The following is a 25286-nucleotide window of genomic DNA, read 5'->3' on the forward strand; positions in this document are numbered from 1 at the left end:
TACCGTGATCCCCGCCATGTCCCCGACCGAAGCCACGCTGCGTGCCATCCTGGCGCGCCGGATCATGATCCTCGACGGCGCGATGGGCACGATCATCCAGCAGTACAAGCTCGATGAAACCGCCTACCGTGGCGGTCCCGCAGGCCGTTTCATCGATTTCGCCGCGCCCGCCGACAGCGGTGCGCGCGAACTGTTCGTCAAGGGCAATAACGAGCTGCTGACCCTGACGCAGCCGCAGATCATCCAGGAAATCCATGAGCGCTACCTGGCGGCCGGCGCCGACCTGATCGAAACGAATACCTTTGGCGCCACGACGATCGCCCAGGACGATTACCACATGGCCCACCTGGCCTATGAAATGAACGTGCAGGCCGCCAAACTGGCGCGCGCCGCCTGCGACAAGTACTCCACCCCGGACAAGCCGCGCTTCGTCGCCGGCGCCCTGGGCCCCACGCCGAAGACGGCGTCGATCTCGCCGGACGTCAACGACCCGGCCGCGCGCAACGTCACCTTCGACCAGCTGGTGGCCGCCTACTTGCAGCAGACCCAGGGCCTGGTGGAAGGCGGCGCCGACGTGCTGCTGGTGGAAACCATCTTCGATACCCTGAACTGCAAGGCGGCCCTGTTCGCCATCGACCTGTTCTACGAGCAAAACCCCACCATCGTGCGCCTGCCCCTGATGATTTCGGGCACCGTCACGGATGCCTCGGGACGCATTTTGTCGGGCCAGACCGTGCCCGCCTTCTGGAATTCCGTGCGCCACGCGAAACCGCTGACCATCGGCCTGAACTGCGCGCTGGGCGCCGCCCTGATGCGTCCGTACGCGGAAGAGCTGGCCAAGATCGCCGACACCTTTGTCTGCATCTACCCGAACGCGGGCTTGCCCAATCCCATGAGCGACACGGGCTTCGACGAGTTGCCGGCCGACACCTCCGCCCTGCTGCGCGAATTCGCCGACGCGGGCTTCCTGAACATGGCGGGCGGCTGCTGCGGTACCACGCCCGAGCACATCGCCGCCATCGGCGAGCTGCTGTCGAAAAACACCCCGCGCACCGTGCCGGCACCGTCGCACGACCTGCGCCTGGCCGGCCTGGAACCGTTCGTCGTCAACGACGAGTCGCTGTTCGTCAACGTGGGCGAGCGCACCAACGTCACGGGCTCGAAGGCGTTCGCGCGCATGATTCTCAACGAGCAATACGACGAAGCCTTGTCCGTGGCCCGCCAGCAGGTGGAAAACGGCGCGCAAGTAATCGACATCAACATGGACGAGGCGATGCTCGATTCGCTGGCGGCCATGACGCGCTTTTTGAACCTGATCGCGTCCGAACCCGATATTTCGCGCGTGCCCATCATGGTCGATTCGTCGAAATGGTCGGTCATCGAAGCGGGCCTGAAATGCGTGCAGGGCAAGGCCATCGTCAATTCCATCTCGATGAAGGAAGGCGAGGAAGAATTCCTGCGCCAGGCCAGGCTGTGCCGCCGCTACGGCGCCGCCGTCATCGTCATGGCCTTCGACGAGAAGGGCCAGGCCGACACCTTCGAGCGCAAGATCGAAATTTGCGCGCGCGCCTATCATTTGTTGATCGATGCGCTGGACTTCCCGCCGGAAGACATCATCTTCGATCCGAACATCTTTGCCGTCGCCACCGGCATCGAAGAGCACAACAACTACGCCGTCGACTTCATCAACGCCACGCGCTGGATCAAGGAAAACTTGCCGTACGCGAAGATCTCGGGCGGCGTGTCGAACGTGTCATTCAGTTTCCGCGGCAACGATCCGGCCCGCGAAGCCATCCATACCGTCTTCCTGTACCACGCCATCAAGGCCGGCATGACCATGGGCATCGTCAACGCCGGCATGGTGGGCGTGTACGACAACCTGGACCCGGAATTGCGCGAGCGCGTGGAAGACGTGGTGCTGAACCGCCGCGAAGACTCGACCGAGCGCATGATCGAATTTGCCGGCACCCTGAAGGCGGGCGGCAAGGCGGAGGCGCAGACCCTGGCCTGGCGCGAAGGCACGGTACAGCAGCGCCTGTCGCACGCGCTGGTGCATGGCATCACGCAATTCATCGTGGAGGACACGGAAGAGGCGCGCCAGGAACTGCTGCACAATGGCGGCCGCCCCATCCACGTGATCGAAGGCCCCCTGATGGCCGGCATGGACGTGGTCGGCGACCTGTTTGGCCAGGGCAAGATGTTCCTGCCGCAAGTGGTGAAATCGGCGCGCGTGATGAAACAGGCCGTGGCCCACCTGATTCCATTTATAGAGGAAGAAAAACTGCTGGAAGAGCAGCGCACGGGCATCGTCGCCAAGCCGAAGGGCAAGATTATCATGGCGACCGTGAAAGGCGACGTGCATGACATCGGCAAGAACATCGTCACGGTGGTTCTGCAGTGCAACAACTTCGAAGTGGTGAACATGGGCGTGATGGTGCCGTGCTCGGAAATCCTCGCCCGCGCCAAGGTGGAAAACGCGGACATCATTGGCTTGTCCGGCCTGATCACGCCGTCGCTGGAAGAAATGGCGTATGTCGCCAAGGAAATGCAGCGCGACGAACATTTCCGCATGCTCAAAATTCCCCTGCTGATCGGCGGTGCCACGACCAGCCGCGCCCATACGGCCGTGAAAATCGCGCACAACTACGAAGGCCCCGTCATCTATGTGCCGGATGCCTCGCGTTCCGTGTCCGTGGCACAATCGTTGCTGACGCCGGAACAGCGCGACAAGTACGTGGAAGACATCGAGCTCGATTACGCGCGCATCCGCGAGCAACACGCCAACAAGAAGGCCCTGCCCATATTGCCGCTGGCACAGGCACGCGCCAACAAGATGCGCGTGCCCTTCGACGGTCCCTGCACGCCAGTGAAACCGAAGTTCATCGGCCGCCGCGTCTTCAAGAACGTCGACCTGGCCGCCTTGGCCAACTATATCGACTGGGGCCCGTTCTTCCAGACCTGGGACCTGGCAGGTCCCTTCCCCGCCATCCTCACCGATGAAGTGGTGGGCGACGCGGCCACCAAGGTGTATGCGGAAGGCCAGGCCTTGCTGAAAAAACTCATCGACGGGCGCTGGCTGACGGCCAATGGCGTCGTATCCTTGCTGCCAGCCAACAGCGTCAATGACGACGATATCGAGGTGTACACGGACGATACGCGCAGTAGCGTGGCGTTCACGTATTACGGCATGCGCCAGCAGGGTGTCAAGCCCGTCGTCGACGGCGTGCAGCGCCCCAACCAGTGCCTGGCCGATTTTATTGCACCCAAGGAATCGGGCGTGAAGGATTACATCGGCATGTTCGCCGTGACGTCCGGCCTCGGCATCGAGAAATACGAAAAGCGCTTCGAGGATGCGCACGACGATTACTCGTCCATCATGTTGAAATCGCTGGCCGACCGCCTGGCCGAGGCGTTTGCCGAATATCTGCACGAGCGCGTGCGCAAGGATTTGTGGGGCTACGTGCCGGACGAGCAACTGAGCAACGACGACATGATCGCGGAGAAGTACGTGGGCATCCGTCCCGCGCCAGGCTACCCGGCCTGCCCCGAACATACAGTCAAGAAAGAGATGTTCGAGGTCATGCAGGCCGAGGAAATCGGCATGCAGCTGACGGAATCGTATGCCATGTTCCCCGGCGCGGCTGTCTCCGGCTTCTATTTTGCCCACCCGGAGTCGAAATACTTCGTTGTCGGCAAGATCGGCATGGACCAGGTGGAAGACATGGCCAAGCGCCGTGGCGCCAGCATCGAGGACGTGGAACGCTGGCTGGCACCCAATCTGTCATAATATATGCACAAGGCGCGCGGAACTTATCGCGCGCCGAAGCGCACTAACGCAGTATGCCGGCCGGCATGCTGCATGCCCGCTCCGGCCCGTTCCCAACTGGCAAGGAGGATATATGGCAACCAATTTCAAACTCAAACGCTGGCAGGATCAGGTGATCCTGTTGCTGGGCCTGTGGCTGGTCGTCTCGCCATGGGCGTTTTCCTATCCCGAAGGCTCGCCGCAGATGATCAACGCCTTTGTCTCGGGCCTCGTCATCGCCGTGCTGGCCGCCTTCGACCTGTACAAGACCTATTTCTGGGCCGTCGTCGTCAACCTGCTGGTGGGCGTCTGGGTCGCCGCCTCGCCGTGGATACTACGGCTGGCCGAACAGCGCGTCGTCCTGTGGAACGAGCTGATCGTCGGCATCGCCGTCGTCATCCTCGCCCTGTGGGAACTGCGCACCGATCCGGAGCTGCACAAGCACTGGCCCGGCGCCGCCGCCTAGCGCCGCTACAGGCGCAAAAAAGCCCTGCCACGGCAACGCCGTGCAGGGCTCTCAAAAAATGGCAATCCGGGACGGCAAATTCGGGTAGATCGGATTAGGCCGCAGGCCGTAATCCGACATCACTACGATCAGCATCAACAATGTCGTCGGATTACGCGTGGCCTGACGGCCGCGCTAATCCGACCTACAGCGCGTAGCGGACGACGTTGTCACTCCATTCGTAAGCGGCCATTTCCAGCTCCACCAGGTCGTCCGGCGACATGGCCAGGTCGCGCAGGGTCGGCACGATCTCGCCTTCCATGTCTTCGATGCGTTCGATGCATTCGGCCAGGCGCAGCAAGTCGCCATAGAAACCTTCGCGCGACAGCAGCGCTTCGGCCACTTCGTCGATCACTTCGATCTGACTCAGGATTTCCGACATCGGCACGCCGAACAGGGTATCCATCAGGGACATGATGCCGACCGTAAAGGCGATATCGGCGGAATGGGCGTGGTTCGGACGCAGTTTATGCGCGAGCAATTCCAGCAGACGGCCACGCGTGGTGGCCAGCATCAGCAGCGGCGTCATGCTATGGCCGCGCTTGCTTGGTTCCGCGTACAGCATGATTTGCAGCCAGCGCTGCAGCTGACGGCGGCCCAGCACGGTGACGGCCTGGCTCAGCGAATCGATGCGCTGGCGCGCGCCCACGGCCGGCGTATTGACTAAACGTAGCAAGTTCAAGGCCAGCGACACGTCACGCTTGATGGCGCGTTCGATATCCATGTTGTCGGCGTCCGACGTCACCAGGGTCATCAGTTCCATGACGGCCAGTTGCGACGGCGACAGCTTCTTGCCCGTCATGATGGCCGGTTTGGCAAAGTAATAACCCTGGAAGTAATCGAAGCCCAGGTCCAGGCCCGACTTGAATTCTTCGCGCGTCTCGACCTTTTCCGCCACCAGTTTCTTCTGTTCCTGCTTGAAGCGGGGCGCCAGCGTCGCCAGCACGGCCGGGTCGACAGTGCTCATGTCCATCTTCACATATTGCACCAGTGGCAACAATTCCTGCACTTGCGCCGTGTCGGCCACGACGTTTTCCAGCGCGAAGGTAAAGCCGTGGCCCACCAGCTCGCTGATGCGCGCACGCAGCGCCGGCGTCACCTGCATCGATTCGACGATTTCCAGCACGACTTTTTCGCGCGGCAAGAAAACGAAGATGTCGCTCATGATCACATCGGCATCGACGTTGACGAAACCGAGCGCATCGCCGATGACCTTTTCCATGCCCAGCTGCGAAGCATGGGCAATGACGGTAGCCGTGGCGGACAGGTCGCTGGTAATGTTGGCGGGCCCGACCGGAGCGTTGCGGAATAGCAACTCATAGCCAAACAAGGCTTGATTGCGGTCAAGGATAGGTTGTCGCCCCAGATAAAACTCGCGCACGCGCAAGGGTTTCGGGGTGATGTCGTTGCTGGAAATATCGATCATTAAATCTTCATCAATCACGTCGAGTGACACTGGCCGCGCCGCGCCCGCATCAAGGTTCACTATTGACAATACTTTAGCTGAATTTCGCCCGCGCTGTGGGTATTTTGGCAGTAATAAAGATTATTGTCGTCAACAAATTAGGCCGTTGCAGGTTCTTGCACCATACCGTCGACAAATAACTTCAACTCACCGGGCGCAAACGCCGTCCATTGCTCGTTGGTTGTCAGCGGCTGGGTGACGATCACGGCCACCCGGTCCTGCGGCGTGGTCACCTGGGAAAAGTCCACGCTCAAGTCTTCATCGGAGAGTTTAGCAGTTGGAAACGGATGTTGTCGCACCAGATAATGCAAACTGGTCGAGCAATGGGCAAACAGGGCTTCGCCGCTGGACAGCATCATGTTGAACGTACCGTGCGCGGCGATGCTCGGCAACAGCTCGGCCAGCGCCGCATGCAGCTGAGGCAGCGCCGGCGGGGCGTCGCCAAAGCGCGCGTGCAGTTCCTGCAGCAGGTAGCAAAAGGCCAGTTCGCTGTCCGTGCAGCCGACAGGACGGTAACTGCCCGTCAGCACGGGATGGAACGCCTTCAAGTCGCCATTGTGGGCAAATACCCAGTAGCGGCCCCACAGCTCGCGCACGAACGGGTGGCAGTTTTCCAGCGCCACCTGGCCTTGCGTTGCTTTACGAATATGCGCGATGACATTGCGCGACTTGATGGGATAACGCTTGATCAGTTCGGCCACGGGCGAGGCGATGGCCGCCTGGTGGTCGACGAAATGGCGCACGCCGGCACCCTCGAAAAAGGCGATGCCCCAGCCGTCGTGGTGGGTATCGGTATGGCCGCCGCGCATGGCGAAGCCGGTAAAACTAAAGACAATGTCCGTGGGGACATTGCAATTCATTCCGAGAAGTTGGCACATGGTCTGTTTGCAGCTGGATAACACAGCCACCATACCATGCCGGCTTGCGGATTGGTATGGTGGCGATCGCCATCAAACGACCCCGGCTTTAATGCAGCAGCACGGGCTGGCTCATGAGGGAATCATAGCTGCCTAAAAATTCATCGATCTCTTCCATGCTCGGTTCGCTGGCGATCAATTCCGTGACGTCGCGGCGGAAATTCTGGGCCAGGACGCCGGCGATAAACGTCTCGCGCTTGCCGCCCTTGTCGACGATTTCATAGCCGCCAAAGCGCAGGGCTTCCAGGTCGCGGTCGGCGCCGAATTCCACGACGCTATATTGTTCGCTGTTATAGATGAGGTTCATTTTGCATCCTTCGCTCAAGCAGGAGAAGCTCCTGCGGTGTCAGAACAGAGGTGGGGTTCACATGGCGCCATTTCAAGCGGCCATGCCACCCTGCGGGCTACAGAGTTGTAACGAGATGCAAACTGCGGCTGCGGTACGTCGGTCAGGAAACCAGCAGGTCCGGTTCGAGGGCCAGCAGGACATCGTAGGGACTGGCCGTCAGCCAGGTGCGCAATTGCTCGATGTGCGAGGCGTCGGCCAGGCTGATGAACAAGCGCGCGGGCGGATGGCGCAGCAGACGATTCAATGTTACACGCAATACGAGATTGCCGCTGCAGCACAGGCAACCGGGTGCGATACGCAACAGTTGCAAAGGAAATGATGGGGAAGGAGAAACTTGCTCGGCCAGGTCGGCCAGGATGGAGTTGCCGTCGGTCAGCCCTTCCAGGATCACGGCGGCCGGCTGGTCCGGCAGCAGGGCTTGCGCAATGGCAGCTTCGCGCTCACCGGCACGCCCGCCACTGACCAGGGTCAGCGGCGTCGCGTGCCGCGCGGCTGCCGTCACAGGCTTTTCTTGGCCAGCTTGCCCGGTTCGACACCCAGCTGTTTCAGCTTGCGGTACAAATGGGTACGCTCGAGGCCCGTTTTCTCGGCCACGCGGGTCATGCTGCCCCCTTCGCGGCCCAGATGGTGTTCGAAATACATGCGCTCGAACGCATCGCGCGCCTCGCGCAGCGGCAAGTCAAACGACAGGTTGTAGCCATGGCCTTCGGCCACCGCCGGCATGGCGATGCCTGGACGCACCATCAACTGCTGCGGCGCGCTGCCGCCAAAGCTGGGCACGGGATGGCTGCTTTCCTCGGCCACGACGGGCGCCACCGGACGCGGCGCCACGCTCGGCGCGCGCACGGTTTCCTGTGCCCGCGTCAAGCCTTGCTGGACGGCCTTGAGCAGCTTTTGCAGGGCAATCGGCTTTTCCAGGAAGTTCAGTGCGCCGATGCGTGTCGCCTCGACGGCCGTATCGATGGTGGCATGGCCCGACATCATGATCACCGGCATGGTCAGCAAGCCATCGCGCTGCCATTCCTTGAGCAAGGTCACGCCATCGGTATCGGGCATCCAGATATCGAGCAATACCAGATCCGGCGCACCGGCCGCCCTTGCCTCGCGTGCCTGCTGCGCATTCTCGGCCAGCTGGATAGCATGTCCTTCGTCGCCCAATATTTCCGAGAGCAACTCACGGATACCCATTTCATCATCCACTACGAGTATGTTTGCCATTCGTGTCTTGCCTTCCTCATTTCGCCGACCGTCGCGCACAAGATGCACGCGCGGACAACTATGATTTTATTAGTGTTTTAAATACTAAACCAGACGCTCACGCCAGGAATTCCTGGGCAGGAGTGTCGGGAGCTAACTTTAACAGCAAAATGACCACCGAAGCGCCATTGCCGTCGACCCGGTTCTCGATATCGATGCGTCCGCCATGTTCATCGATAATTTTCTTCACCATCGCCAGGCCCAGGCCCGTGCCGCGCGCCTTCGACGTGACGTAGGGCTCGAAAGCCCGCGCCAGGATCTTCGGCGCGAAACCAGGACCATTGTCGGTGATTGCCAGCCGCACGGCGATATTCACGCCACCGTCCGCACTGCGATAATGAATTGCTTCCGTCCTTACGTCAATCCGCGGATGCGGCGAGTCCGGCGGCAAGTCCGCCATGGCGTCCTGCGCGTTCTGCAGCAAGTTATGGATAACCTGGCGCAGCTGGGTCGGATCGCCCATCACCATCGGCAGATTCGGCGCCAGCAGCGGGTGGATGATATCGCCATCATCGCCGCGCAGGTACAGGTTCAGGATCTCTTCGATCAGCTCGTTCAAGCGCAGCGGCACCAGCACGGCAGGCGGCGTGCGCGCATAGTCGCGGAAGTCGTCGACCATGCGCTTCATCGCGTCGACCTGCTTGACGATGGTGGTGGTGGCGCGGCTGAGCAAATCGGCGTCCGGCTGCTCCAGCTTGCCTTCGAGCTTCATCTGCAGGCGTTCGGCCGACAGCTGGATGGGCGTCAGCGGATTCTTGATTTCATGTGCCAGGCGGCGCGCCACCTCGCCCCAGGCGATCGAACGCTGCGCGGATATGACGTCGGAAATATCATCGAAGACGACGATATAGCCGCTGCCCGATTCCAGCGGCAGGCGCGAACCGCGCGCCAGCAGGGCGATGTCATGCTCATCGGCACTGCTGCCGACGCGGCGCGGAATCTCGATTTGCCGCTGCCAGTGCAGGCGCTGCTGGTTGCGGCCCGATGCCGATTGCGCGCTCTGCGCCGTGAAGGCGCTGATGATGGCCGCGCCGAACTCTTCCATTCCAGCAACATTTGCCAGCGGCTGGCCCACCATGCTGGCGCCCGAATGCTGGAGGATGCGCTCGACCGATTCATTGCAAGTCACCAGTTTGAAATCGCCGTCGAGCACCATCACGCCGGCCGACATGTTCGCCAGCACGGATTCCAGGTGGGCCTTGGCGTTCTGCAGCGCGGCGCGGTTGCTTTCGACGGCCGTGCGCGCATCGAGCAGCTGGCGCGTCATGATGTTGAACGACTGCGTCAACGTGCCCAGCTCGTCCTTGGAAGCGACGATGGGGCGCGGCGACAGGTCGCCCTCGGCCACGGCGCGCGTGCCTTCGGCCAGCAGCAGCAAGGGCTGCGCCAGGTTGCCGGCGATCAGGAAGGCGCTGCCGATGGCGCCAAAGATGGCCAGCAGCAAGGTCAAGGTGAGGATTTCCATGTACATCTTGCGCAGGCCCACGCGCGCGACGAAACGCTCCTTGTATTCGCTGTAGGCGGCGCGCAGCATCTCGCCGTTGGTGGCCAGCTTGGGCGGCACCGATTGCAGCAATTGCAGGTAGCGGGGCGACACGGACGGTCCCGGCACGACCACCAGCACGCGCAAGCGCAGGCCGGCGGCCGCGTCGACGCCCGCGGGCGGCCCGGCGCGGATGCCGCCGCCGCCCGATTCCATGCTGTCGTCATGCAATTCCAGCCCGCCTTCGGCGGAGGCATAGCCGGCCGGCAAGGCCGCCTGCGCCAGCATGGCCGGCGTCGGCAAGTCGGCCGCGCTGTGCGGGCCGGCACTGGCCAGCAGGACGCCGTCGCCGCTGACGATCATGACATTTTGCATGCCCTCTTCGCGCAGCAGGCTCGTCAGTACCGCCGGACCGGCCACCGGGTCGCTGCCCAGCTCCTCGACGGCCTTGTGGCCACGGTGGTCGAGCTCGACCAGGGCCGCATCGAGGCCGGCGCGGCCCAGTTCCAGGCCCGACTCGAGCGCCGCTTCAATCTTGACGTTGAACCACGATTCGATCGAATGGGAAACGAATTGCACGGAGACGAGGAAAATCACGAGGCCGGGCAGGATGCCGACGGCGGCGAACAGCATCACCAGGCGCATCATCAGCTTGGAGCCGAACTTGCCGCTCTTGTAGCGGGCATACAGGCGGCCCAGCGAAATGCCGACCAGCGCCAGCAGGGACACGGCCACGGCGGCGTTCAGGCCCAGCAGCCAGGTGTAGTAGCGGTCGAAGAAGCCGGAATTATCGGAAGCCGAGGCCAGCAGGAACAGCAGGATACTGACAATGCCGCCGCCCACCACCAGCAGATAGCGCAATGCTTGACTCACTACTCCGCCGTATACAAGAAGGTTTTTTTATTCGAAGCCAGGCGCCAGTCGCTGTTATTGAAGGCATTGACCTGTATCGGCTTGGGCAGGTAGTCGCGGTCCATGCCCATGCGCAGGGTCACGTTATACGTCTGCCCCACTTTCAGCGCGCCGCGCGGCGCCACCAGCCAGCGGCTGGGCCGGCGGATCAGGAACAGCGCATCGTCCAGGGTGGCAAAGCTTTGCTGCAAGCCGCCGCCCGACACATGGTACTGGCGCGTCAGCACGTTGTACGACAGCCGGCTGGTCTGGCGCGCAACGATGGCCTTTTCATCGAACCAGTACCAGCGGGGCCGCGTCAGTTCGATTTCCGTCGTGAAAAACAGCGGCACACCGTGCTGCACGGCGTCATCGAGGTCGTGATTGAGTTCAAAGGAATAGGTGGCGGCCAGCTTGTAGCCTTCTTCGCTCGACTCGATGTAGGCACGCGTGATCTCGACCATATCGGCGGCCTGCGCGCGCGGCATGGTACACGCCAGCATCAGCAGCAGGGCCAGGAGTCGGAAGAGTCGTGTTGTCACAAGTGTGCCGGTGTAGTCCGTAGGAAAAGATTCGACGTATCGCTCAAGCCGCATTTTTTTGGAACAGCGCATAGAACAAACCGTCATGGTCCTGCTCCGCGCTGCCAGTCGGCAACAGCTGACCAGGAGCTGTCAACCGGGTCGCATTATTACGCACCGCAAATGCCGCCGCCTGTGCCTCGGACTCTTGCGGCCACAGTGAACAAGTCACGAACAGCAATTTACCATCGGGGCGCAGCATCTGCCACAGGTTGTCCAGAATTTTGGACGAAAGTGTTGCAAGTTGGAACGCATCGCCCTTGCGGCGCAACCAGCGGATGTCCGGATGGCGGCGCACGATGCCCGAGGCCGTGCACGGCACGTCGGCCAGGATGCGGTCGTACTGCTGGCCATCCCACCACGCGCTCGATTGCGCATCCTGCGCCTTCAAGGTCGCGTCCAGGCCCAGGCGCTCGAGGTTTTCCGCGATGCGCGGCAGGCGTTTGGCATCGGCATCGATAGCCGTGACGTGCACATCGGCCAACTCGAGGATGTGGCAAGTCTTGCCGCCAGGCGCCGCGCAGGCGTCCAGCACGCGCATGCCGTCCTGCAAGTCCAGCAGCGGCGCGGCCAATTGCGCGCCGGCATCCTGAACGGAAACGACACCCTGTTCGAAGCCGGGAATCAGGGCCACGCCGATCGGCTTGTCCAGGCGCACGGCAAACGGCCCCACCTGGCGCGCGGCGATGCCAGCGTCCGCCAGCACGGCCAGGTACGCTTCCACCGTGCTCTTGCGGCGATTCACGCGCAAGGTCAGTGGCGGTACGGCATTGCCCGCCGTCAAAATGGCTTGCCAGTCGCGGGGATAGGCCAGGCGCAGCGAATCGATCCACCACTGCGGATAATTCCATTGCGCCAAGGGTTGCTGCAGGGCCGCTTCCAGCAAGGACTTGCGCTCGCGCAAGAAACGGCGCAAGACGGCGTTCACCATGCCCTTGGCATGCGCCAGGTCAGGGTGCGACGTGGCCACCGTGACAGCCTGGTCCACAACGGTAAACTCTTCGTACGGCTGCTCGCCCGGCTCGGCGGACATCAGGGACAGCGCGCAGCACAGCAGCGCGGCCAGCATCGGCGGCTCGGGCGCCTTCGACGTCATCAGGCCGACCAGGGTTTCGCTACGGCCCAGCTGGCGCATGGTACGGTAGGAAATATCCTGGATGGCGCCGCGCGCTTGCGGGCTGGCGTTCGATTGCGCAAACACCTTGGCCAGCGCCTGCGGCAGGGCCGTGCCCGTGCGCACTTGCGCCACGGCATTGGCAGCGCCCAGCAGGCAAAACGCCAGCGAGTCGGCGCGCAAATCGGGTTGGAAGCCAGGCTGCAAGACCGGTTTCAAGTCGGGATGGTAGCTGGGACGCAATTTCGGCGCGGCAGGTGCGGCAAACTGGCCTGGCGCCGGCTTGGTTTTCAATTTCAGCGTGGGGCGCTTGTTCATAAATTATCCGGTGTGGCTGCGCGCGGCTGGCGGCATGGGGCAGATTCGCGGCCGCGCGTCATCAATAAAGGGTCGATTGTAGCGTTTGTGGCGGCCTCTGGACCAAGCGATTGCAGTGATACGGGTAAATTGCGGCAAAAAACTGCATATATACAAGCGGAATGCGCCATGCTGATGTTTTCGTGCACCAGCACGGGCGTGCCTTCCTGATAATATCGTGAAATGCCCCCGCATGGGTGCGCCGCTGGCAAGCGTATTGTTCCCGGCGGCAAACCAGTATAATTAACGCAGTCTGGGCGGCTGTCACCACTTGCCGTCCGTTTTGCTTTTTGATTCATTCTATTCATTCTTAACGCGGTTCCACCGCCATCCTGCTCATGCTCGCCCAACAGAAACAAGAAATCATCGCCCTGTTCCAGGCCGCCCTCGCTCCCGTCCTGGCCGGCACTTCGCTGACGCCATCCGTGGTGCTCGAGCGACCACGCGATGCATCGCATGGCGACGTCGCCTGCAATATCGCCATGCAACTGGCCAAGCAGCTGAAACAGAATCCGCGCGAACTGGCGCAAACCATCGTCACCGCCGTGCTGGCCAATCCGGCCGGCAAGGGCCTGGTCGAAGCGGTGGAAATCGCCGGCCCCGGCTTCATCAACGTGCGTGTGTCCGCCGCCGCGAAACAGGCCGTGGTGAAAACCATCCTCGGCGAAGGCGCCGATTACGGGCGCAGCACGGCAGGCGCCGGCAAGCAGGTCATCCTGGAATTCGTCTCGGCCAATCCGACCGGCCCGCTGCACGTGGGCCATGGCCGCCAGGCGGCCCTGGGCGACGCCCTGTCCTCGCTGTTCGACGCGCAAGGTTTCAAGGTCACGCGCGAGTTCTACTATAACGACGCGGGCGTGCAGATCCAGACCCTGGCCAATTCCGTGCAGGCGCGCGCGCGCGGCTTCAAGCCCGGCGATGCCGAATGGCCCGAGTCGGCCTATAACGGCGACTACATCGCCGATATCGCCAACGATTTCAAGGCCGGCAAGACTGTCTCGGCCAGCGATGGCCAGCCTGCCACGGCCAACGGCAACGTGGACGACATCGATTCGATCCGCCCGTTTGCCGTCACCTACCTGCGCAACGAGCAGGACATCGACTTGCAGGCGTTTGGCGTGAAGTTCGACAATTACTACCTCGAGTCGTCGCTGTACGCCGACGGCAAGGTCAACAGCGCCGTGGAAACGCTGATCAAGGCGGGCCACACCTATGAGCAGGATGGCGCGCTGTGGCTGCGCACCACCGACTTCGGCGACGACAAGGACCGCGTCATGCGCAAGACGGACGGCACCTACACGTATTTCGTGCCGGACGTGGCGTATCACCTGGTGAAATGGCAGCGCGGCTTCGTACAGGCGATCAACATCCAGGGCAGCGACCACCACGGCACCATCGCGCGCGTGCGCGCCGGCCTGCAGGCGGTCGACATGGGCATCCCGCAAGGCTACCCCGACTACGTGCTGCACAAGATGGTCACCGTCATGAAGGACGGCGAAGAAGTGAAGATCTCGAAGCGCGCTGGCTCCTACGTCACCGTGCGCGACCTGATCGAATGGTCGGGCGGCGGCGACATCGCCAAGGGCCGCGACGCCGTGCGCTTCTTCCTGATCTCGCGCAAGGCCGACACGGAATTCGTCTTCGACGTCGACGTGGCGCTGAAAACGACCGATGAAAACCCGGTCTATTACGTGCAGTACGCGCACGCGCGCATCTGCCGCATCCTGGAAAACTGGGGCGGCGATGAAAGCACGATCGCCGGTGTTGACTTGTCGCCACTGACGGCGCCGACCGAGGCGACCCTGCTGGCGACCCTGGCCGCCTATCCGGAAACGCTGGCGCGCGCGCAAGCCGAACTGGGCCCGCACCAGGTGGCCTTCTACCTGCGCGACCTGGCGGCCAACCTGCACAGCTTCTACTTTGCCGAAAAAGTGCTGGTCGAGGACGACGCCGTCAAGCTGGCCCGTCTGGCGCTGGTCATCGCCGCGCGCCAGGTGCTGCGCAATGGCCTGGCACTGATTGGCGTATCCGCGCCAAATAAAATGTAATCGCGAAGGTCAAACCGCAAATGAGTCACGCTTCCCGCTTTTCTTCCGCCCGGCGCCAGCAGGGCAATACCCTGGTCGGCATCATCATCGGCCTGGTCATCGGCCTGGGCATCGCCGTGGTGGTCGCCCTGGTGATCACCAAGGGGACCTCGCCATTCACCGACAAGTCGGGCAAGGCCGGCAAATCGGCCGAGCCGACGGCCGGCCAGATCGCCGACCCGAACAAGCCGATGTACGGCAACAAGGAAGCGGCCAAGGAAGCGGCGCGCGATTTTTCCAAGGAACCGCGCGAAATCAGCACGCCAACGCAGCCTGCCGCGCCGGCTCCCGCACCGGCGCCAGCGCAGCAGCCAAAGGCGCCGCCGCCTGACGCGCTGCAGGAACTGATCGGCACCCTGAAGGACAAGCCGGCGCCGAAAGCGCCAGCTGCCGCTCCTGCGCCGCAAGCCAAGGCCGACGTGAAAGCCGAGGCCAAGGCCGATGCGGCAGGCGACAAATGGATTTATTATCTGCAGGCCGGCGCCTTCCATGACATGGCGGACGCCGAAAGCACGCGCGGCAAACTGGCGCTGCTCGGTTTCGAGGCGGCCATCAGCGACCGCAGCACCGACGCCGGCGTGCTGCACCGCGTGCGCATCGGGCCATTCAACCAGCTTGAAGCCATGAACCGCGCACGCACCAAACTGTCCGAAAACGGCATCGATGTCGCCGTCGTCCGCAACCAAAAATAAGGAACCAGCATGCGTTTTCTGAAAAAATTCCTGTTCGCCGCCGCCCTGTGCACCGCCGCCGTGGGCGCATCCGCCTCGCCGGCCGATCCGAAGAATGGCGTCGAGTATGAAACCCTGCCGACGCCGCAGACGACGGACGCGGGCAAGAAGATCGAAGTGACGGAGTTTTTCGCGTATTACTGCCCGCATTGCAATGTGCTCGAACCGCAACTGGCCGCCTGGGTCAAGAAACAGGGCGACAACATCGTCTTCAAGCGCGTGCACGTCTCGCGCGATGACAGCGTGGCGCCGCAACAGCGCCTGTTCTTCACCCTGCAAGCCATGGGCCTGCTCGACAAGCTGCATGTCAAGGTGTTCCAGGCCATGCACGTGGAGCGCAACCGCCTCAACACCGACGAAGCCGTGTTCGACTTCGTCGCCAAGCAGGGCGTGGATCGCCAGAAGTTCATCGACACCTACCGCTCGATGGGTATCTCGGCCCGCGTGCGCCATGCGGACGCCATGATGCAGGCGTATAACGTGACGTTCTGGCCCATGATCGCCATCGATGGCCGCTACATCACCTCGCCGTCGCAAGCGGATCAAGGCAGCAAGTCGGCCAGGACCGAAGAGCAGCTGAACGCCCAGGCGTTGACCGTGATGGACGTGCTGGTCGCGAAAGCCAAAACGGAAAAGAAATAAGCATGGACACCTGCCTGGCGCGCCCGGACACCGCCGCGTGCATCGCCTGATGCACGGCGCGCCTTACAGCGTGTTCATCACGGGCGCGTCGAGCGGGCTGGGCGCCGCCCTGGCGCTGCAGTACGCGCGCCAGGGCGCCACGCTGGGCCTGCTGGCCCGCCGCGGCGACACCCTGCAGCAACTGATCGCCTCCCTGCCCCACCCTGAACGCCACCGCGCGTATGCCGTCGACGTGTGCGACCACGCCGCCCTGAAAAGCGCGGCCGCCGACTTCATCGGCTACGCCGGGCGCATCGACGCCGTCATCGCCAGTGCCGGCGTGTCGTTTGGCACCCTGACCGAACACGCGGAAGACCTCGACGCCTTCGCGCGCCTCATCGCCATCAACGTCACGGCCACCGTCGCCACCTTCGCGCCCTTCATCGCCGCCATGAAAAGCCAGGGCAGCGGGCGCCTGGTCGGCATCGGCAGCGTGGCCGGCATCCGCGGCCTGCCTGGCGCGGAAGCGTACAGCGCCTCGAAGGCGGCCGTCATCAGCTACTGCGAATCGCTGCGCCTGGAATTGAAACCTGCGGGCATCAAGGTCGTCACCATCACGCCCGGCTACATCGACACGCCGATGACGCGCCACAACGCCTACCGCATGCCCTTCCTGATGCCGGCCGGGCGATTCGCCGCACGCGCCGCGCGCGCCATCGCCGACGGCGACAGCTACCGCGTGATCCCGTGGCAGATGGGCGTGGTGGCCAAGCTGCTGCGCGCGCTGCCCAATGCCGTGTATGACCTGGCCTTCGCGAATGCGCCGCACAAGGCGCGCAGCAAGCCATCCGGCGACAGCCTGTAACACCCAGATACCCCCATGACGAAGCATACAGACCTGAACAGCGCGGCCATTGCCGCCCATTGCGCCACCGGCGCCGCCCACGTGGCCATCGAAGTGGTCGATGAAACCGGCTCCACCAATGCCGACCTGCTGGCGCGCTGCGCCACCCTGGCCGGCCCCACGCTGCGCATCGCCGGCCAGCAGACGGCGGGCCGCGGCCGCGCCGGACGGCCGTGGGTGTCGCAGCCGGACGCCAGCCTGATGTTCTCGCTGGCCTGGCGCTTCAAGGGCCCGCTGCACCAGCTGGTGGGCTTGCCGCTGGCCGTCGGCGTGGCGCTGGCCGAGACCATGTCGTCGCTGGGCGTGCCGGTGCAATTGAAGTGGCCGAACGACCTGCTCAAGGATGGCCATAAACTGGCCGGCATCCTCGTCGAGACGCAGCAGGCGCAAGGCAACGATGGCGGCGTGTGGGCCGTGATCGGCTGCGGCATCAACCTGCTGATGCCCGATGCGCTGGAACAGCAGATCGGGCGCAGCGTCTCGGCCGTGCCCTGGCTGGCGCAAATGGAACGCAACACCCTGGTGGCGGCCCTGCTCAGCCGCCTGGCCGGCGTGCTGGCCGAATTCGACGATACCGGTTTTGCGCCGTTTACGGAACGCTGGAACGCGCTGCACGCCTGGCAAGGCCAGCACGTGAAAATCCTCGACAATGGCCAGCTGCTGCAGCAAGGCGTGGCGGCCGGCGTGGACCACCTGGGCCGCCTGCTGCTGCGCACCGATGGCGGCCTGCAGGAAGTCATGTCCGGCGACGTCTCGCTGCGCCTGACCCAGGAGTAAGCACATGCTACTGCTCATCGACGCCGGCAATACGCGCATCAAATGGGCGTTGTCCGCCCCCGCCAGCACGGCGGGAGCCTGGCTGGCCAGCGGCGCCGTGGCGCATGCGCAGCTCGACACCCTGGCCGCCGCCTGGGCCAGCCTGGACATTTCTGGCGTGCTGCTGTCGAACGTGGCGGGGACGGCCATCGGCGCGCGCCTGCGGGCGCAGCTGCCGGCCTTGCCGCCGCCGGCGATCGCCACCTTTGCCTCGCTGCCACGACTGGCCGGACTGAGGAACGACTACCGCGACCCGGCGCAGCTGGGCTGCGACCGCTTTGCCGCCGCCATCGGCGCGCATGCGCTGGCGCCGGGCCAGGCCGTCATCGTCGCCAATTGTGGCACCGCCACCACCATCGACGCCATCACGGCCGACGGTGTCTTCCTGGGCGGGATGATCCTGCCCGGGCTGGGACTGATGGCCAGTTCGCTGGCGCGCAACACGGCGCAACTGCCGCAGATCGCCGGCGACAGCCCCCTGCCGGCCGGTTTCGCCGACAATACGGATGACGCCATCCTCTCCGGCTGCCTGGCGGCGCAGGCGGGCGCCATCGAACGGGCCGTGCGCATGCATGGCGCCAGCGCCTGCCTGCTGTCGGGCGGCGCCGCATCCCGCATCGCGCCCGCCCTGACGCTACCGGTGCCGCTGCAACTGGTGGACAATATCGTCATGATCGGCCTGCAGGCGGCCGCGCGCAGCGGCGAAGAAGCAGGACAACAAGGAACACACGCATGCTGAAATTCGTCTTCTGGCTGCTGGCCGGCGTCAACCTGCTGGTGTTTGCCATCGGCCAGGGTTACCTGGGCAGCTTTCGCAGCGAGACGCGCGAACCGGCGCGCCTGAAGAACCAGTTGCAGGCCGGCAAGCTCACCTTGCTGACGCCGGAACAGGCAACCGCTCCCGCCGCGCCGCCGGCCGCCGAACAGGCCGCCGCGGCGACGCCCGCCGTGCCGGCGCCACCGCTATCGTACGCATGCACGGAAGTGGGCAATTTCCTGCTGGCCGATGGCCGCCGTTTCGAAGCGCAAGTGGCCGCGCTGGACCTGGGCGACCGCCAGTCGCGCCGCAACGTGGCCGGCCAGGATATCTCGAGTTATATGGTGTACATCCCGCCGCAGGGCAGCAAGGAAGGCGCCGAGCGCAAGGCCGGTGAATTGAAGCAGCTGGGCGTGACGAATTATTTCATCATGGGTGACGGCAGCCCGATGCGCTGGGGCATTTCGCTGGGCGTGTTCAAGTCGGAAGGCAGCGCGCAGAACCAGCTGGCATCGCTCAACAAACAGGGCGTGCACAGCGCCCGCGTCGCGCCCCGCTACAGCGCCAGCAAGCAGCTGGCCTATCAGTTCCGCGACCTCGACGCGGCCACGCGCGCGCGCCTGGAAAAAATCAAGGCGCAGTTCCCGGACCAGGATCTGCGCAGCTGCAAGTAAGCCGCAACCTGGCGCGCCTGACACAATGCTCAGGCCCAGGCGCTGCGCCGCAGGCGGTACGCATGGATAGCCAGGCGCGGCAACAACACACGAACTTTTTTCACACGCTTTACGTCTAGCGTTGAATCACGATCGGCTTGATGCCGGTCGACTCGGGCAAGCTGGCCGCCGCCCGCGCCGCATCGGCGCGGCTCGAGAATGGACCGCCGTACAGGCGGAACAGATTCCCCGCCTGCACCACGCCCAGGGTGCCCAGGGCCGTGTAGGGCTCCAGGCGCGCGCGGCCCGTTTCCGCATTGTCGGCGCGCGAATACGCGCCCAGCTGCAGATAGAAGCCGCTGGCCAGCGCCGCCGGTGCAGGCGCGGCGACCGTCGCGTCGACGGGCAGCATCTGCGTCGACACTTCCGGCTGCACCACGGCCTGCGTCTCCACCGGCGTGTCGATGGAAATGGCGACCACGGAAGGCACGGGTTTCGGCGCCGCGCGTGCCGCCAGGATGGCGTCGATATCGGCCGGCAGCAGGCGCTCGACCACCACCTGGTGGCTGCCCTTGCCCAGGAAGCCCAGTTTCAGCGCCGCCGTGTACGACACGTCGATCACGCGCGTGGCGTGGAACGGGCCGCGGTCGTTGATGCGCACGATCACCTGTTCGCCGCTCTCGATGCTCGTCACGCGCGCATACGATGGAATCGGCAAGGTCGGGTGGGCCGCCGTCATCTTGTACATATCGTAGATCTCGCCCGACGAGGTGCGCTGGCCATGGAATTTCTTGCCATACCAGGTGCCCGTGCCGCGCTGCGTAAACGGTTCGTTATTCGTGATCGGCGTGTAGGTCTTGCCGAAGACGACGTAAGGACGGTTCGAGCGCGTGGAATACGGCTCGTTGCGCACTTCCGCATCGGGCACGTCGCGCAGGTTAGGCGGTGGGCTGTCGCCCGGACCGTCATCCTTGTAATAGCCGCCGCGCCCGGAACCGGCCGCCGGCAATGCCGGCAAGGTGGGATCCTGGCGCACGGGGGACTTGACCTTGCCGCCGGACGGCATCGGGACGTTGGCCGGCGGCTTTTGCGGCGTCGTGCCGCAGGCGGCAAGGGTCAGCAGGACCGCGAGGCCCAGGCCACGCGCGGCGCAGGTATCGTAAGGCGCGCGCATCAGGTCTGCACCAGCTTGCGATGGCGCTGTATGCTCATCAGGATACCGGTCGCCACGCCCAGGGTCAGCAGCGCGGTGCCGCCATAGCTAAGGAATGGCAAGGGCACGCCAACCACCGGCAGGATGCCGCTGACCATGCCCATGTTTACAAAGGCGTAAGTAAAGAAAATCATCGTTATCGCTCCTGCCAGCAGGCGAGTGAAAAAACTGGGGGCGTTGGCGGCGATCATCATCCCCCGTCCCACCAGCAGCAAATACATCAGCATCAGGATCAGATTGCCGACCAGGCCGAACTCCTCGGAATAGACGGCAAAAATGAAGTCGGTCGTGCGCTCCGGGACAAACTCCAGGTGCGCCTGCGTGCCATGCGTCCAGCCCTTGCCCGTCACGCCGCCGGAGCCGATGGCGATGATGGACTGGATGATGTGGAAACCCTTGCCCAGCGGGTCCTTGGTCGGGTCGATCAGCATCATCACGCGGTCGCGCTGGTAATCATGCAGGTGCGACCAGGCGATCGGCAGGCAGGAGACAAAGGTGATCAGCAGGCCGGCCAGCACCTTCCACGACAGGCCGGCCAGGAAAATCACGGTGAAGCCGGCGGCCACCACCAGCAGCGCCGTGCCCAGGTCGGGCTGGCGCGCGATCAGGTAGACGGGCACCAGCAGCAGCACGGCCGCCACCAGGAACGATTTCCAGCGCAGGGCGCCGGCATTGTGCTGGAAAAACCAGGCCAGCATCAGCGGCGTGGCGATCTTCAGGAATTCGGACGGCTGGATATCGATCACGCCGATATGCAGCCAGCGCCGCGCACCGAGCTTGATGGTGCCGAACAGCGCCACGGCCACCAGCAGCAGCACCGAGATCGTGTAGGCGGGCACGGCGATGCGCATCATCATCTGCGGCGTCACATTGGCCGCCATCCACATGACGAAAAAGCACAGCAGGATGTTGCGCAGGTGGTCTTCGATCTTGCCGGGGATGCCGATGCTGGCCGAATACAGGGTCAGCAGGCTGGTGCTGAGCAGCATCAGGATGATGATCATCAGCGGCGGATCGAACACCGCCAGATAGGGTTTGGCGCGCCGCCACAGCGAGCGCCTCTCGTTAATGGGCATGTGCTTCCTTATTGCCTTGAGGTCTGGCGCGCCGCCATGGCGAGCGCCTCTCGTAATGAGAAACGTTTCATTGTTGTCTGGCAGGCGCCGGGGCGGCCTGCTCGTCAGTGATTTCTTCCAGGGTGCGCACTTCGTCGACGTCTTCCTTCGGCACCTTGGTCCGGTCTTTTTCCTTGTCGCTCGGGCGCTTGCCCAACAGGTAATAGTCGAGCGCCTTGCGCGCGATCGGCGCGGCCACGCCGGCGCCAAAGCCGGCATTTTCCACCACGATGGCAATCGCGATGCGCGGCTTGTCGGCCGGCGCGAAGGCGGTAAACAGGGCGTTGTCGCGCAGGCGCTCGGCCAGCAGCTTGGCATTGTACTTCTCGTTTTTCTTGATGCCCACCACCTGCGCCGTACCCGTCTTGCCGCCCACCGTGTACTGCACGCCGGTGAAGATGCGCGCGGCAGTGCCGCCCTGCTCGCTGGTCACGCCCACCATGGCGCGCTTGATGATGTCGATGTTTTCCTGCTTGAGCGCGATGCGGTAGCTTTCCTTCGGCACCGTCAAGGTGCGCGCCCGCGTATTCGCGTCCTCGATGATTTTCACCAGGTGCGGCTTCATCACCACGCCGTTATTGGCCAGGTTGGCCGTCGCGTGGGCGATCTGCAGCGGCGTATAGGAATTGTAGCCGGAGCCGTTACTCACCGAAATCGTGTCGCCGCCCACCCATTTCTTTTGCTGCGGCGTCTTGAAGCGGTTGCGCTTCCATTCCGTCGACGGCAGCACGCCCGTCTTCTCATTATTCAGGTCGATGCCCGTCAGCTGGCCGAAGCCGAACGGCTTCATGAAATCGTGGATGGCGTCGATGCCCATGTCGCGCCCCAGCTGGTAATAATAGGTGTTGCACGAGACGACGATGGACTTGTGCATGTCGACCGTGCCGTGGCCGCCCACCTTGTCGTCGCGGAAGGTGTGGCCGCCCAGGATGAAGAAGCCGGGGTCGGAAATCGACTGGCTCGGCGTGCGCTTGCCCAGCTCCAGCGCGGCCAGCGCCATGAACGGCTTGAAGGTCGAGCCGGGCGCGTAGGTGCCGGACAGGGGACGGTTGACCATCGGCCGGTCCAGCGAGGTATTGAGTTCGTTCCAGCTTTGCTGGTCGATGCCGTCGACGAACAGGTTCGGGTCGTAGCCGGGCTTGGAGACGTAGGCCAGGATGTCGCCCGTGGCCGGGTCGATCGCCACGGCCGCGCCGCGCCATTCGCCGAACGCTTCCTCGACCACTTTCTGCAGCTCGATGTCGATCGACAGGATCAGATTGTTGCCCGGCGTGGCCGCCGTGCGCGACAAGGTGCGCATGGCGCGCCCGCCGGCCGACACTTCCACTTCTTCGTAGCCGGTGGTGCCATGCAACTGCTTCTCGTAGCTTTTTTCCAGGCCCTCCTTGCCGATATGGTCGGTGCCGTTGTAGTTGGCGGCATCCTCGCCCTCTTCCAGGGCCTTGGCTTCATTGCGGTTGATGCGGCCGATGAAGCCCACCACGTGCGACGCCACCTCGCCCATCGGATACTGGCGGAACAATCGCGCCTGCACTTCCACGCCGGGGAAGCGGAAACGCTGCGCCGTGAAACGCGCCACTTCCTCGTCCGTCAGGCGCGTGCGCAGCGGCACGCTGACAAAATTCTTCGACTCTTCCAGCAGCTTCTTGAAGCGGCGGCGGTCCTTGATGTCGATCTGCACCAGGGTCGACAGCTCGTCGATCACCGAATCGAGGCTGGCGCTCAGCTTCGACGGCGTGATTTCCAGCGTGTAGGCCGAGTAATTGCGCGCCAGGACCACGCCATTGCGGTCGAGGATCAGGCCACGCGTGGGCACGATGGGCACCACGGCGATGCGGTTGTCCTCGGCCTTGGTCGCATAGTCCTCGTGCTTGATCACCTGCAGCCAGATGAAGCGCGCCAGCAGCAGCGAAAAGCAGACGAAGACGAGCGCGCCCAGGACGGTCAGGCGCATGCGGAAAAAATGCAGTTCGCGCTCGGTATTCTTAAGTTCAGTCATTGCAGGCGCCCGTCAGATCGGCCGGTTGTGGTCGCGGTCCACGGCGCGGCGCTGCGGCGCCAGCAGGATCCACGTGATCATGGGCCACAGGGCGACGGCGACGAAGCTCTCGATGAAATTGAGCCAGCCGGGGAAGCGCCCGGAGACGATCAGGCGCGTCAGCAGTTGCAGCGCCTGCGTCAGCAGCAGCAGCGGCAACACGTGCAGCGCCTGCGTCATGACGGGGAACCACAGCACGCGGCGGTGCATCATGATGGCGAAGTAGGACAGCAGAGTGTAGGCCAGCGCATTCTCGCCCAGCAGGGTCGAGTCGTGCACGTCCATCATCAGGCCCATGAAAAAGGCCACGCCGATGCCGACCTTGCGCGGCTGGTGGATGCCCCAGAAGACCAGCACCAGCGCGACGAAATCGGGCACGCCGACGAAATGTCCCCATGGCAGCAGGTTCAGCAAGAAAGCGCACAGCAGCGAAAAGCCGATGAACAGGGGGCTGACCGGCAGCAGGATGTAATGCGGGCGGTTCATCGTGTCGCTTCCTTCGGTGGCACGGCGGCGGGTGCGGGCACCGCTGCCGGTTTCGGTGCGGGCGCGGGCGTCTGCGCCGCTGGCGCTTTCGCCGCCGGCGTGGCCGCGGCATTCGCGGTAGCCGGCGCTGTCGCGACGGCAGGGTCCTTGATCGGCGCCATCTTGCCGGCGATCTTGCGGCCCGTCTTGACGTCTTCGGCCGGTGGCCGCGGCGCGATCTCCGGCGACGTCATCAGGATGAGCAGTTGCGTGTTGCGCTCGATGCCGGCCAGCGGCTGGCACACGACACGGCCGAACGGGCCATGCGCATTGCGCTCGACCAGGGTGACGCGCGCCACGGCCAGGCCGGCCGGGTACAGGCCGTCGAGGCCCGAGGTGATGACGACATCGCCGATCTGGATGTCGGCGCTGGGCGCCGTGAAGCGCAATTCCATGGTGCCGGACTTGCCGCGCCCGATGGCCACGCTGCGCACGCCATTGCGCAGCAGCTGCACGGGAATGGCTTGCTCTTCATCGGTCAGGAGGGTCACTTCGGACGTAAACGGGAACACGCGCGTGACTTGCCCGACCACGCCCAGGTTGTCGATCACGGGGCGGCCCAGTTCCACGCCGTTCTGGATGCCCCGGTCCAGCACGATCTTGCGCGTGGCCGAATCGCGCGTGTCATACAGGACTTCGGCCATCATGGTCTTGACGGGCACGCGTTCGCGCGCCTCCATCAATTTGCGCAAATGGTTGTTTTCAACGATGTTAAGCTGCGCCTGCTGCAGGATCTGCGCCGAGGCGATCTGTTCGTGTTTCAGGTCGCGCACCTGTTTTTCCAGGGCCGACAGCGAAGAAAAGTAATTGCCGACGCCGAGCGCCACGTCGCGCGGCACCAGGGCCGCCATCTGCACCGGATACAGCACAGTGCCGACTGCCTGGCGCACGGCCGTCAGCGCGTGCATGCGCGAATCGACCAGCAACAGGGCGATAGAAATGCCGGCGAACACCATCATCTTGACGCGGGCAGAGGCGCCTTGTTTGAAAAGTGGCGGAGGACTGTATTCCATGACATCCAATAATCAGGCGCAGTGCGCCAACGTGCAAGCCCCGGGCAAACGCCGGTGCCAAAACCAAAAAAAGGCCGGAAAATGGTTTC

22 protein-coding genes are annotated in these 25286 nt (G+C 63.7%); 9 read left to right on the plus strand and 13 right to left on the minus strand.

Annotated features, from left to right (window positions below; all coding sequences use genetic code 11):
• Positions 1–16: 16 nt before the first annotated feature.
• Together metH and YQ44_RS23345 are read left to right on the plus strand one after the other, a co-directional pair.
• On the plus strand, positions 17–3787 hold the full coding sequence (gene metH, locus YQ44_RS23340; protein ID WP_071326717.1) for a methionine synthase: 3771 nt from the start codon (positions 17–19) through the stop codon (positions 3785–3787).
• Positions 3788–3899: 112 nt separating this feature from the next.
• Complete coding sequence (locus YQ44_RS23345; RefSeq protein WP_071325421.1) at positions 3900–4271, plus strand: SPW repeat protein; 372 nt, start codon at positions 3900–3902, stop codon at positions 4269–4271.
• Between the two features lie 184 nt (positions 4272–4455).
• On the opposite strand, the gene YQ44_RS23350 is transcribed toward YQ44_RS23345, so the two are convergent.
• The 8 genes from YQ44_RS23350 to rsmB all read right to left on the minus strand — a co-directional run bounded on the left by YQ44_RS23350 (position 4456) and on the right by rsmB (position 12685).
• Positions 4456–5736, minus strand: coding sequence for an EAL and HDOD domain-containing protein (locus tag YQ44_RS23350; RefSeq protein ID WP_071325422.1), 1281 nt, complete (start codon positions 5734–5736; stop codon positions 4456–4458).
• Between the two features lie 137 nt (positions 5737–5873).
• On the minus strand, positions 5874–6653 hold the full coding sequence (locus YQ44_RS23355) for a class II glutamine amidotransferase (protein WP_083412184.1): 780 nt from the start codon (positions 6651–6653) through the stop codon (positions 5874–5876).
• An 88-nt stretch (positions 6654–6741) separates the two neighbouring features.
• A complete protein-coding gene (locus YQ44_RS23360; RefSeq protein ID WP_071325424.1) occupies positions 6742–6999 on the minus strand; it encodes a BTH_I0359 family protein in 258 nt (85 codons plus the stop codon).
• A 142-nt stretch (positions 7000–7141) separates the two neighbouring features.
• Positions 7142–7543 carry a GTPase gene (locus tag YQ44_RS23365; protein WP_071325425.1) on the minus strand — a complete coding sequence of 134 codons (402 nt, stop codon included), beginning with the start codon at positions 7541–7543 and terminating at the stop codon, positions 7142–7144.
• Positions 7540–8259, minus strand: a complete 720-nt coding sequence (locus tag YQ44_RS23370; RefSeq protein WP_071325426.1) for a response regulator — start codon at positions 8257–8259, stop codon at positions 7540–7542. Before YQ44_RS23370 ends, YQ44_RS23365 begins: the two co-directional genes overlap by 4 nt.
• Before the next feature lie 97 nt (positions 8260–8356).
• On the minus strand, positions 8357–10654 hold the full coding sequence (locus YQ44_RS23375; RefSeq protein ID WP_071325427.1) for a sensor histidine kinase: 2298 nt from the start codon (positions 10652–10654) through the stop codon (positions 8357–8359).
• Positions 10654–11214 carry a DUF4390 domain-containing protein gene (locus tag YQ44_RS23380; RefSeq protein WP_232250981.1) on the minus strand — a complete coding sequence of 187 codons (561 nt, stop codon included), beginning with the start codon at positions 11212–11214 and terminating at the stop codon, positions 10654–10656. The genes YQ44_RS23375 and YQ44_RS23380 overlap by 1 nt, the downstream gene beginning before the upstream one ends.
• 43 nt (positions 11215–11257) lie before the next feature.
• The gene (rsmB, locus tag YQ44_RS23385) at positions 11258–12685 is read right to left on the minus strand and encodes a 16S rRNA (cytosine(967)-C(5))-methyltransferase RsmB (protein ID WP_071325429.1); all 1428 of its coding nucleotides are present in this window, start codon (positions 12683–12685) and stop codon (positions 11258–11260) included.
• Between the two features lie 377 nt (positions 12686–13062).
• Between rsmB and argS the strand changes: the two genes are divergently transcribed.
• Genes argS through YQ44_RS23420 form a run of 7 tightly spaced genes read left to right on the plus strand, consistent with a single transcriptional unit; the run spans position 13063 to position 19314 of the window.
• Positions 13063–14772, plus strand: a complete 1710-nt coding sequence (gene argS / locus YQ44_RS23390; RefSeq protein ID WP_071325430.1) for an arginine--tRNA ligase — start codon at positions 13063–13065, stop codon at positions 14770–14772.
• A gap of 20 nt (positions 14773–14792) precedes the next feature.
• Entirely contained in the window at positions 14793–15503 is a 711-nt protein-coding gene (locus YQ44_RS23395) for an SPOR domain-containing protein (RefSeq protein ID WP_071325431.1), read from the plus strand.
• A gap of 9 nt (positions 15504–15512) precedes the next feature.
• Entirely contained in the window at positions 15513–16184 is a 672-nt protein-coding gene (locus YQ44_RS23400; protein ID WP_071325432.1) for a thiol:disulfide interchange protein DsbA/DsbL, read from the plus strand.
• Positions 16185–16233: 49 nt separating this feature from the next.
• Complete coding sequence (locus tag YQ44_RS23405; RefSeq protein ID WP_071325433.1) at positions 16234–17028, plus strand: SDR family oxidoreductase; 795 nt, start codon at positions 16234–16236, stop codon at positions 17026–17028.
• 15 nt (positions 17029–17043) lie between these two features.
• Positions 17044–17844 (plus strand): biotin--[acetyl-CoA-carboxylase] ligase, encoded by an 801-nt coding sequence (locus YQ44_RS23410; protein ID WP_071325434.1) that lies wholly within the window; start codon positions 17044–17046, stop codon positions 17842–17844.
• Between the two features lie 4 nt (positions 17845–17848).
• Positions 17849–18622: a type III pantothenate kinase gene (locus YQ44_RS23415; RefSeq protein WP_071325435.1), complete on the plus strand. Its 774-nt coding sequence runs from the start codon at positions 17849–17851 to the stop codon at positions 18620–18622.
• Positions 18616–19314 carry an SPOR domain-containing protein gene (locus YQ44_RS23420; RefSeq protein ID WP_071325436.1) on the plus strand — a complete coding sequence of 233 codons (699 nt, stop codon included), beginning with the start codon at positions 18616–18618 and terminating at the stop codon, positions 19312–19314. Before YQ44_RS23415 ends, YQ44_RS23420 begins: the two co-directional genes overlap by 7 nt.
• Before the next feature lie 115 nt (positions 19315–19429).
• On the opposite strand, the gene YQ44_RS23425 is transcribed toward YQ44_RS23420, so the two are convergent.
• The 5 genes from YQ44_RS23425 to mreC all read right to left on the minus strand — a co-directional run bounded on the left by YQ44_RS23425 (position 19430) and on the right by mreC (position 25197).
• Complete coding sequence (locus YQ44_RS23425; RefSeq protein WP_071325437.1) at positions 19430–20467, minus strand: septal ring lytic transglycosylase RlpA family protein; 1038 nt, start codon at positions 20465–20467, stop codon at positions 19430–19432.
• Positions 20467–21582 (minus strand): rod shape-determining protein RodA, encoded by a 1116-nt coding sequence (rodA, locus tag YQ44_RS23430; protein ID WP_071325438.1) that lies wholly within the window; start codon positions 21580–21582, stop codon positions 20467–20469. The genes YQ44_RS23425 and rodA overlap by 1 nt, the downstream gene beginning before the upstream one ends.
• A gap of 67 nt (positions 21583–21649) precedes the next feature.
• Positions 21650–23620 carry a penicillin-binding protein 2 gene (gene mrdA / locus YQ44_RS23435; protein WP_071325439.1) on the minus strand — a complete coding sequence of 657 codons (1971 nt, stop codon included), beginning with the start codon at positions 23618–23620 and terminating at the stop codon, positions 21650–21652.
• Positions 23621–23632: 12 nt separating this feature from the next.
• Positions 23633–24145, minus strand: coding sequence for a rod shape-determining protein MreD (mreD, locus tag YQ44_RS23440; RefSeq protein WP_071325440.1), 513 nt, complete (start codon positions 24143–24145; stop codon positions 23633–23635).
• Positions 24142–25197 carry a rod shape-determining protein MreC gene (mreC, locus tag YQ44_RS23445; protein ID WP_071325441.1) on the minus strand — a complete coding sequence of 352 codons (1056 nt, stop codon included), beginning with the start codon at positions 25195–25197 and terminating at the stop codon, positions 24142–24144. Before mreC ends, mreD begins: the two co-directional genes overlap by 4 nt.
• Positions 25198–25286: the final 89 nt, after the last annotated feature.

It is taken from the genome of Janthinobacterium sp. 1_2014MBL_MicDiv (assembly GCF_001865675.1).
Taxonomy (GTDB): Bacteria; Pseudomonadota; Gammaproteobacteria; order Burkholderiales; family Burkholderiaceae_D; genus Janthinobacterium.

What these genes read in the sequence shown, in the direction of transcription:
- YQ44_RS23370 (WP_071325426.1), bottom strand. Translation starts at nt 8,259, where the DNA reads ATGGCAAACATACTCGTAGTGGATGATGAAATGGGTATCCGTGAGTTG.
- mreD (WP_071325440.1), bottom strand. Translation starts at nt 24,145, where the DNA reads ATGAACCGCCCGCATTACATCCTGCTGCCGGTCAGCCCCCTGTTCATC.
- YQ44_RS23405 (WP_071325433.1), top strand. Translation starts at nt 16,234, where the DNA reads ATGCACGGCGCGCCTTACAGCGTGTTCATCACGGGCGCGTCGAGCGGG.
- YQ44_RS23345 (WP_071325421.1), top strand. Translation starts at nt 3,900, where the DNA reads ATGGCAACCAATTTCAAACTCAAACGCTGGCAGGATCAGGTGATCCTG.
- YQ44_RS23415 (WP_071325435.1), top strand. Translation starts at nt 17,849, where the DNA reads ATGCTACTGCTCATCGACGCCGGCAATACGCGCATCAAATGGGCGTTG.
- YQ44_RS23410 (WP_071325434.1), top strand. Translation starts at nt 17,044, where the DNA reads ATGACGAAGCATACAGACCTGAACAGCGCGGCCATTGCCGCCCATTGC.
- YQ44_RS23400 (WP_071325432.1), top strand. Translation starts at nt 15,513, where the DNA reads ATGCGTTTTCTGAAAAAATTCCTGTTCGCCGCCGCCCTGTGCACCGCC.
- YQ44_RS23425 (WP_071325437.1), bottom strand. Translation starts at nt 20,467, where the DNA reads ATGCGCGCGCCTTACGATACCTGCGCCGCGCGTGGCCTGGGCCTCGCG.
- rsmB (WP_071325429.1), bottom strand. Translation starts at nt 12,685, where the DNA reads ATGAACAAGCGCCCCACGCTGAAATTGAAAACCAAGCCGGCGCCAGGC.
- rodA (WP_071325438.1), bottom strand. Translation starts at nt 21,582, where the DNA reads ATGCCCATTAACGAGAGGCGCTCGCTGTGGCGGCGCGCCAAACCCTAT.
- YQ44_RS23420 (WP_071325436.1), top strand. Translation starts at nt 18,616, where the DNA reads ATGCTGAAATTCGTCTTCTGGCTGCTGGCCGGCGTCAACCTGCTGGTG.
- YQ44_RS23350 (WP_071325422.1), bottom strand. Translation starts at nt 5,736, where the DNA reads ATGATCGATATTTCCAGCAACGACATCACCCCGAAACCCTTGCGCGTG.
- mreC (WP_071325441.1), bottom strand. Translation starts at nt 25,197, where the DNA reads ATGGAATACAGTCCTCCGCCACTTTTCAAACAAGGCGCCTCTGCCCGC.
- YQ44_RS23395 (WP_071325431.1), top strand. Translation starts at nt 14,793, where the DNA reads ATGAGTCACGCTTCCCGCTTTTCTTCCGCCCGGCGCCAGCAGGGCAAT.
- argS (WP_071325430.1), top strand. Translation starts at nt 13,063, where the DNA reads ATGCTCGCCCAACAGAAACAAGAAATCATCGCCCTGTTCCAGGCCGCC.
- YQ44_RS23360 (WP_071325424.1), bottom strand. Translation starts at nt 6,999, where the DNA reads ATGAACCTCATCTATAACAGCGAACAATATAGCGTCGTGGAATTCGGC.
- mrdA (WP_071325439.1), bottom strand. Translation starts at nt 23,620, where the DNA reads ATGACTGAACTTAAGAATACCGAGCGCGAACTGCATTTTTTCCGCATG.
- YQ44_RS23355 (WP_083412184.1), bottom strand. Translation starts at nt 6,653, where the DNA reads ATGTGCCAACTTCTCGGAATGAATTGCAATGTCCCCACGGACATTGTC.
- metH (WP_071326717.1), top strand. Translation starts at nt 17, where the DNA reads ATGTCCCCGACCGAAGCCACGCTGCGTGCCATCCTGGCGCGCCGGATC.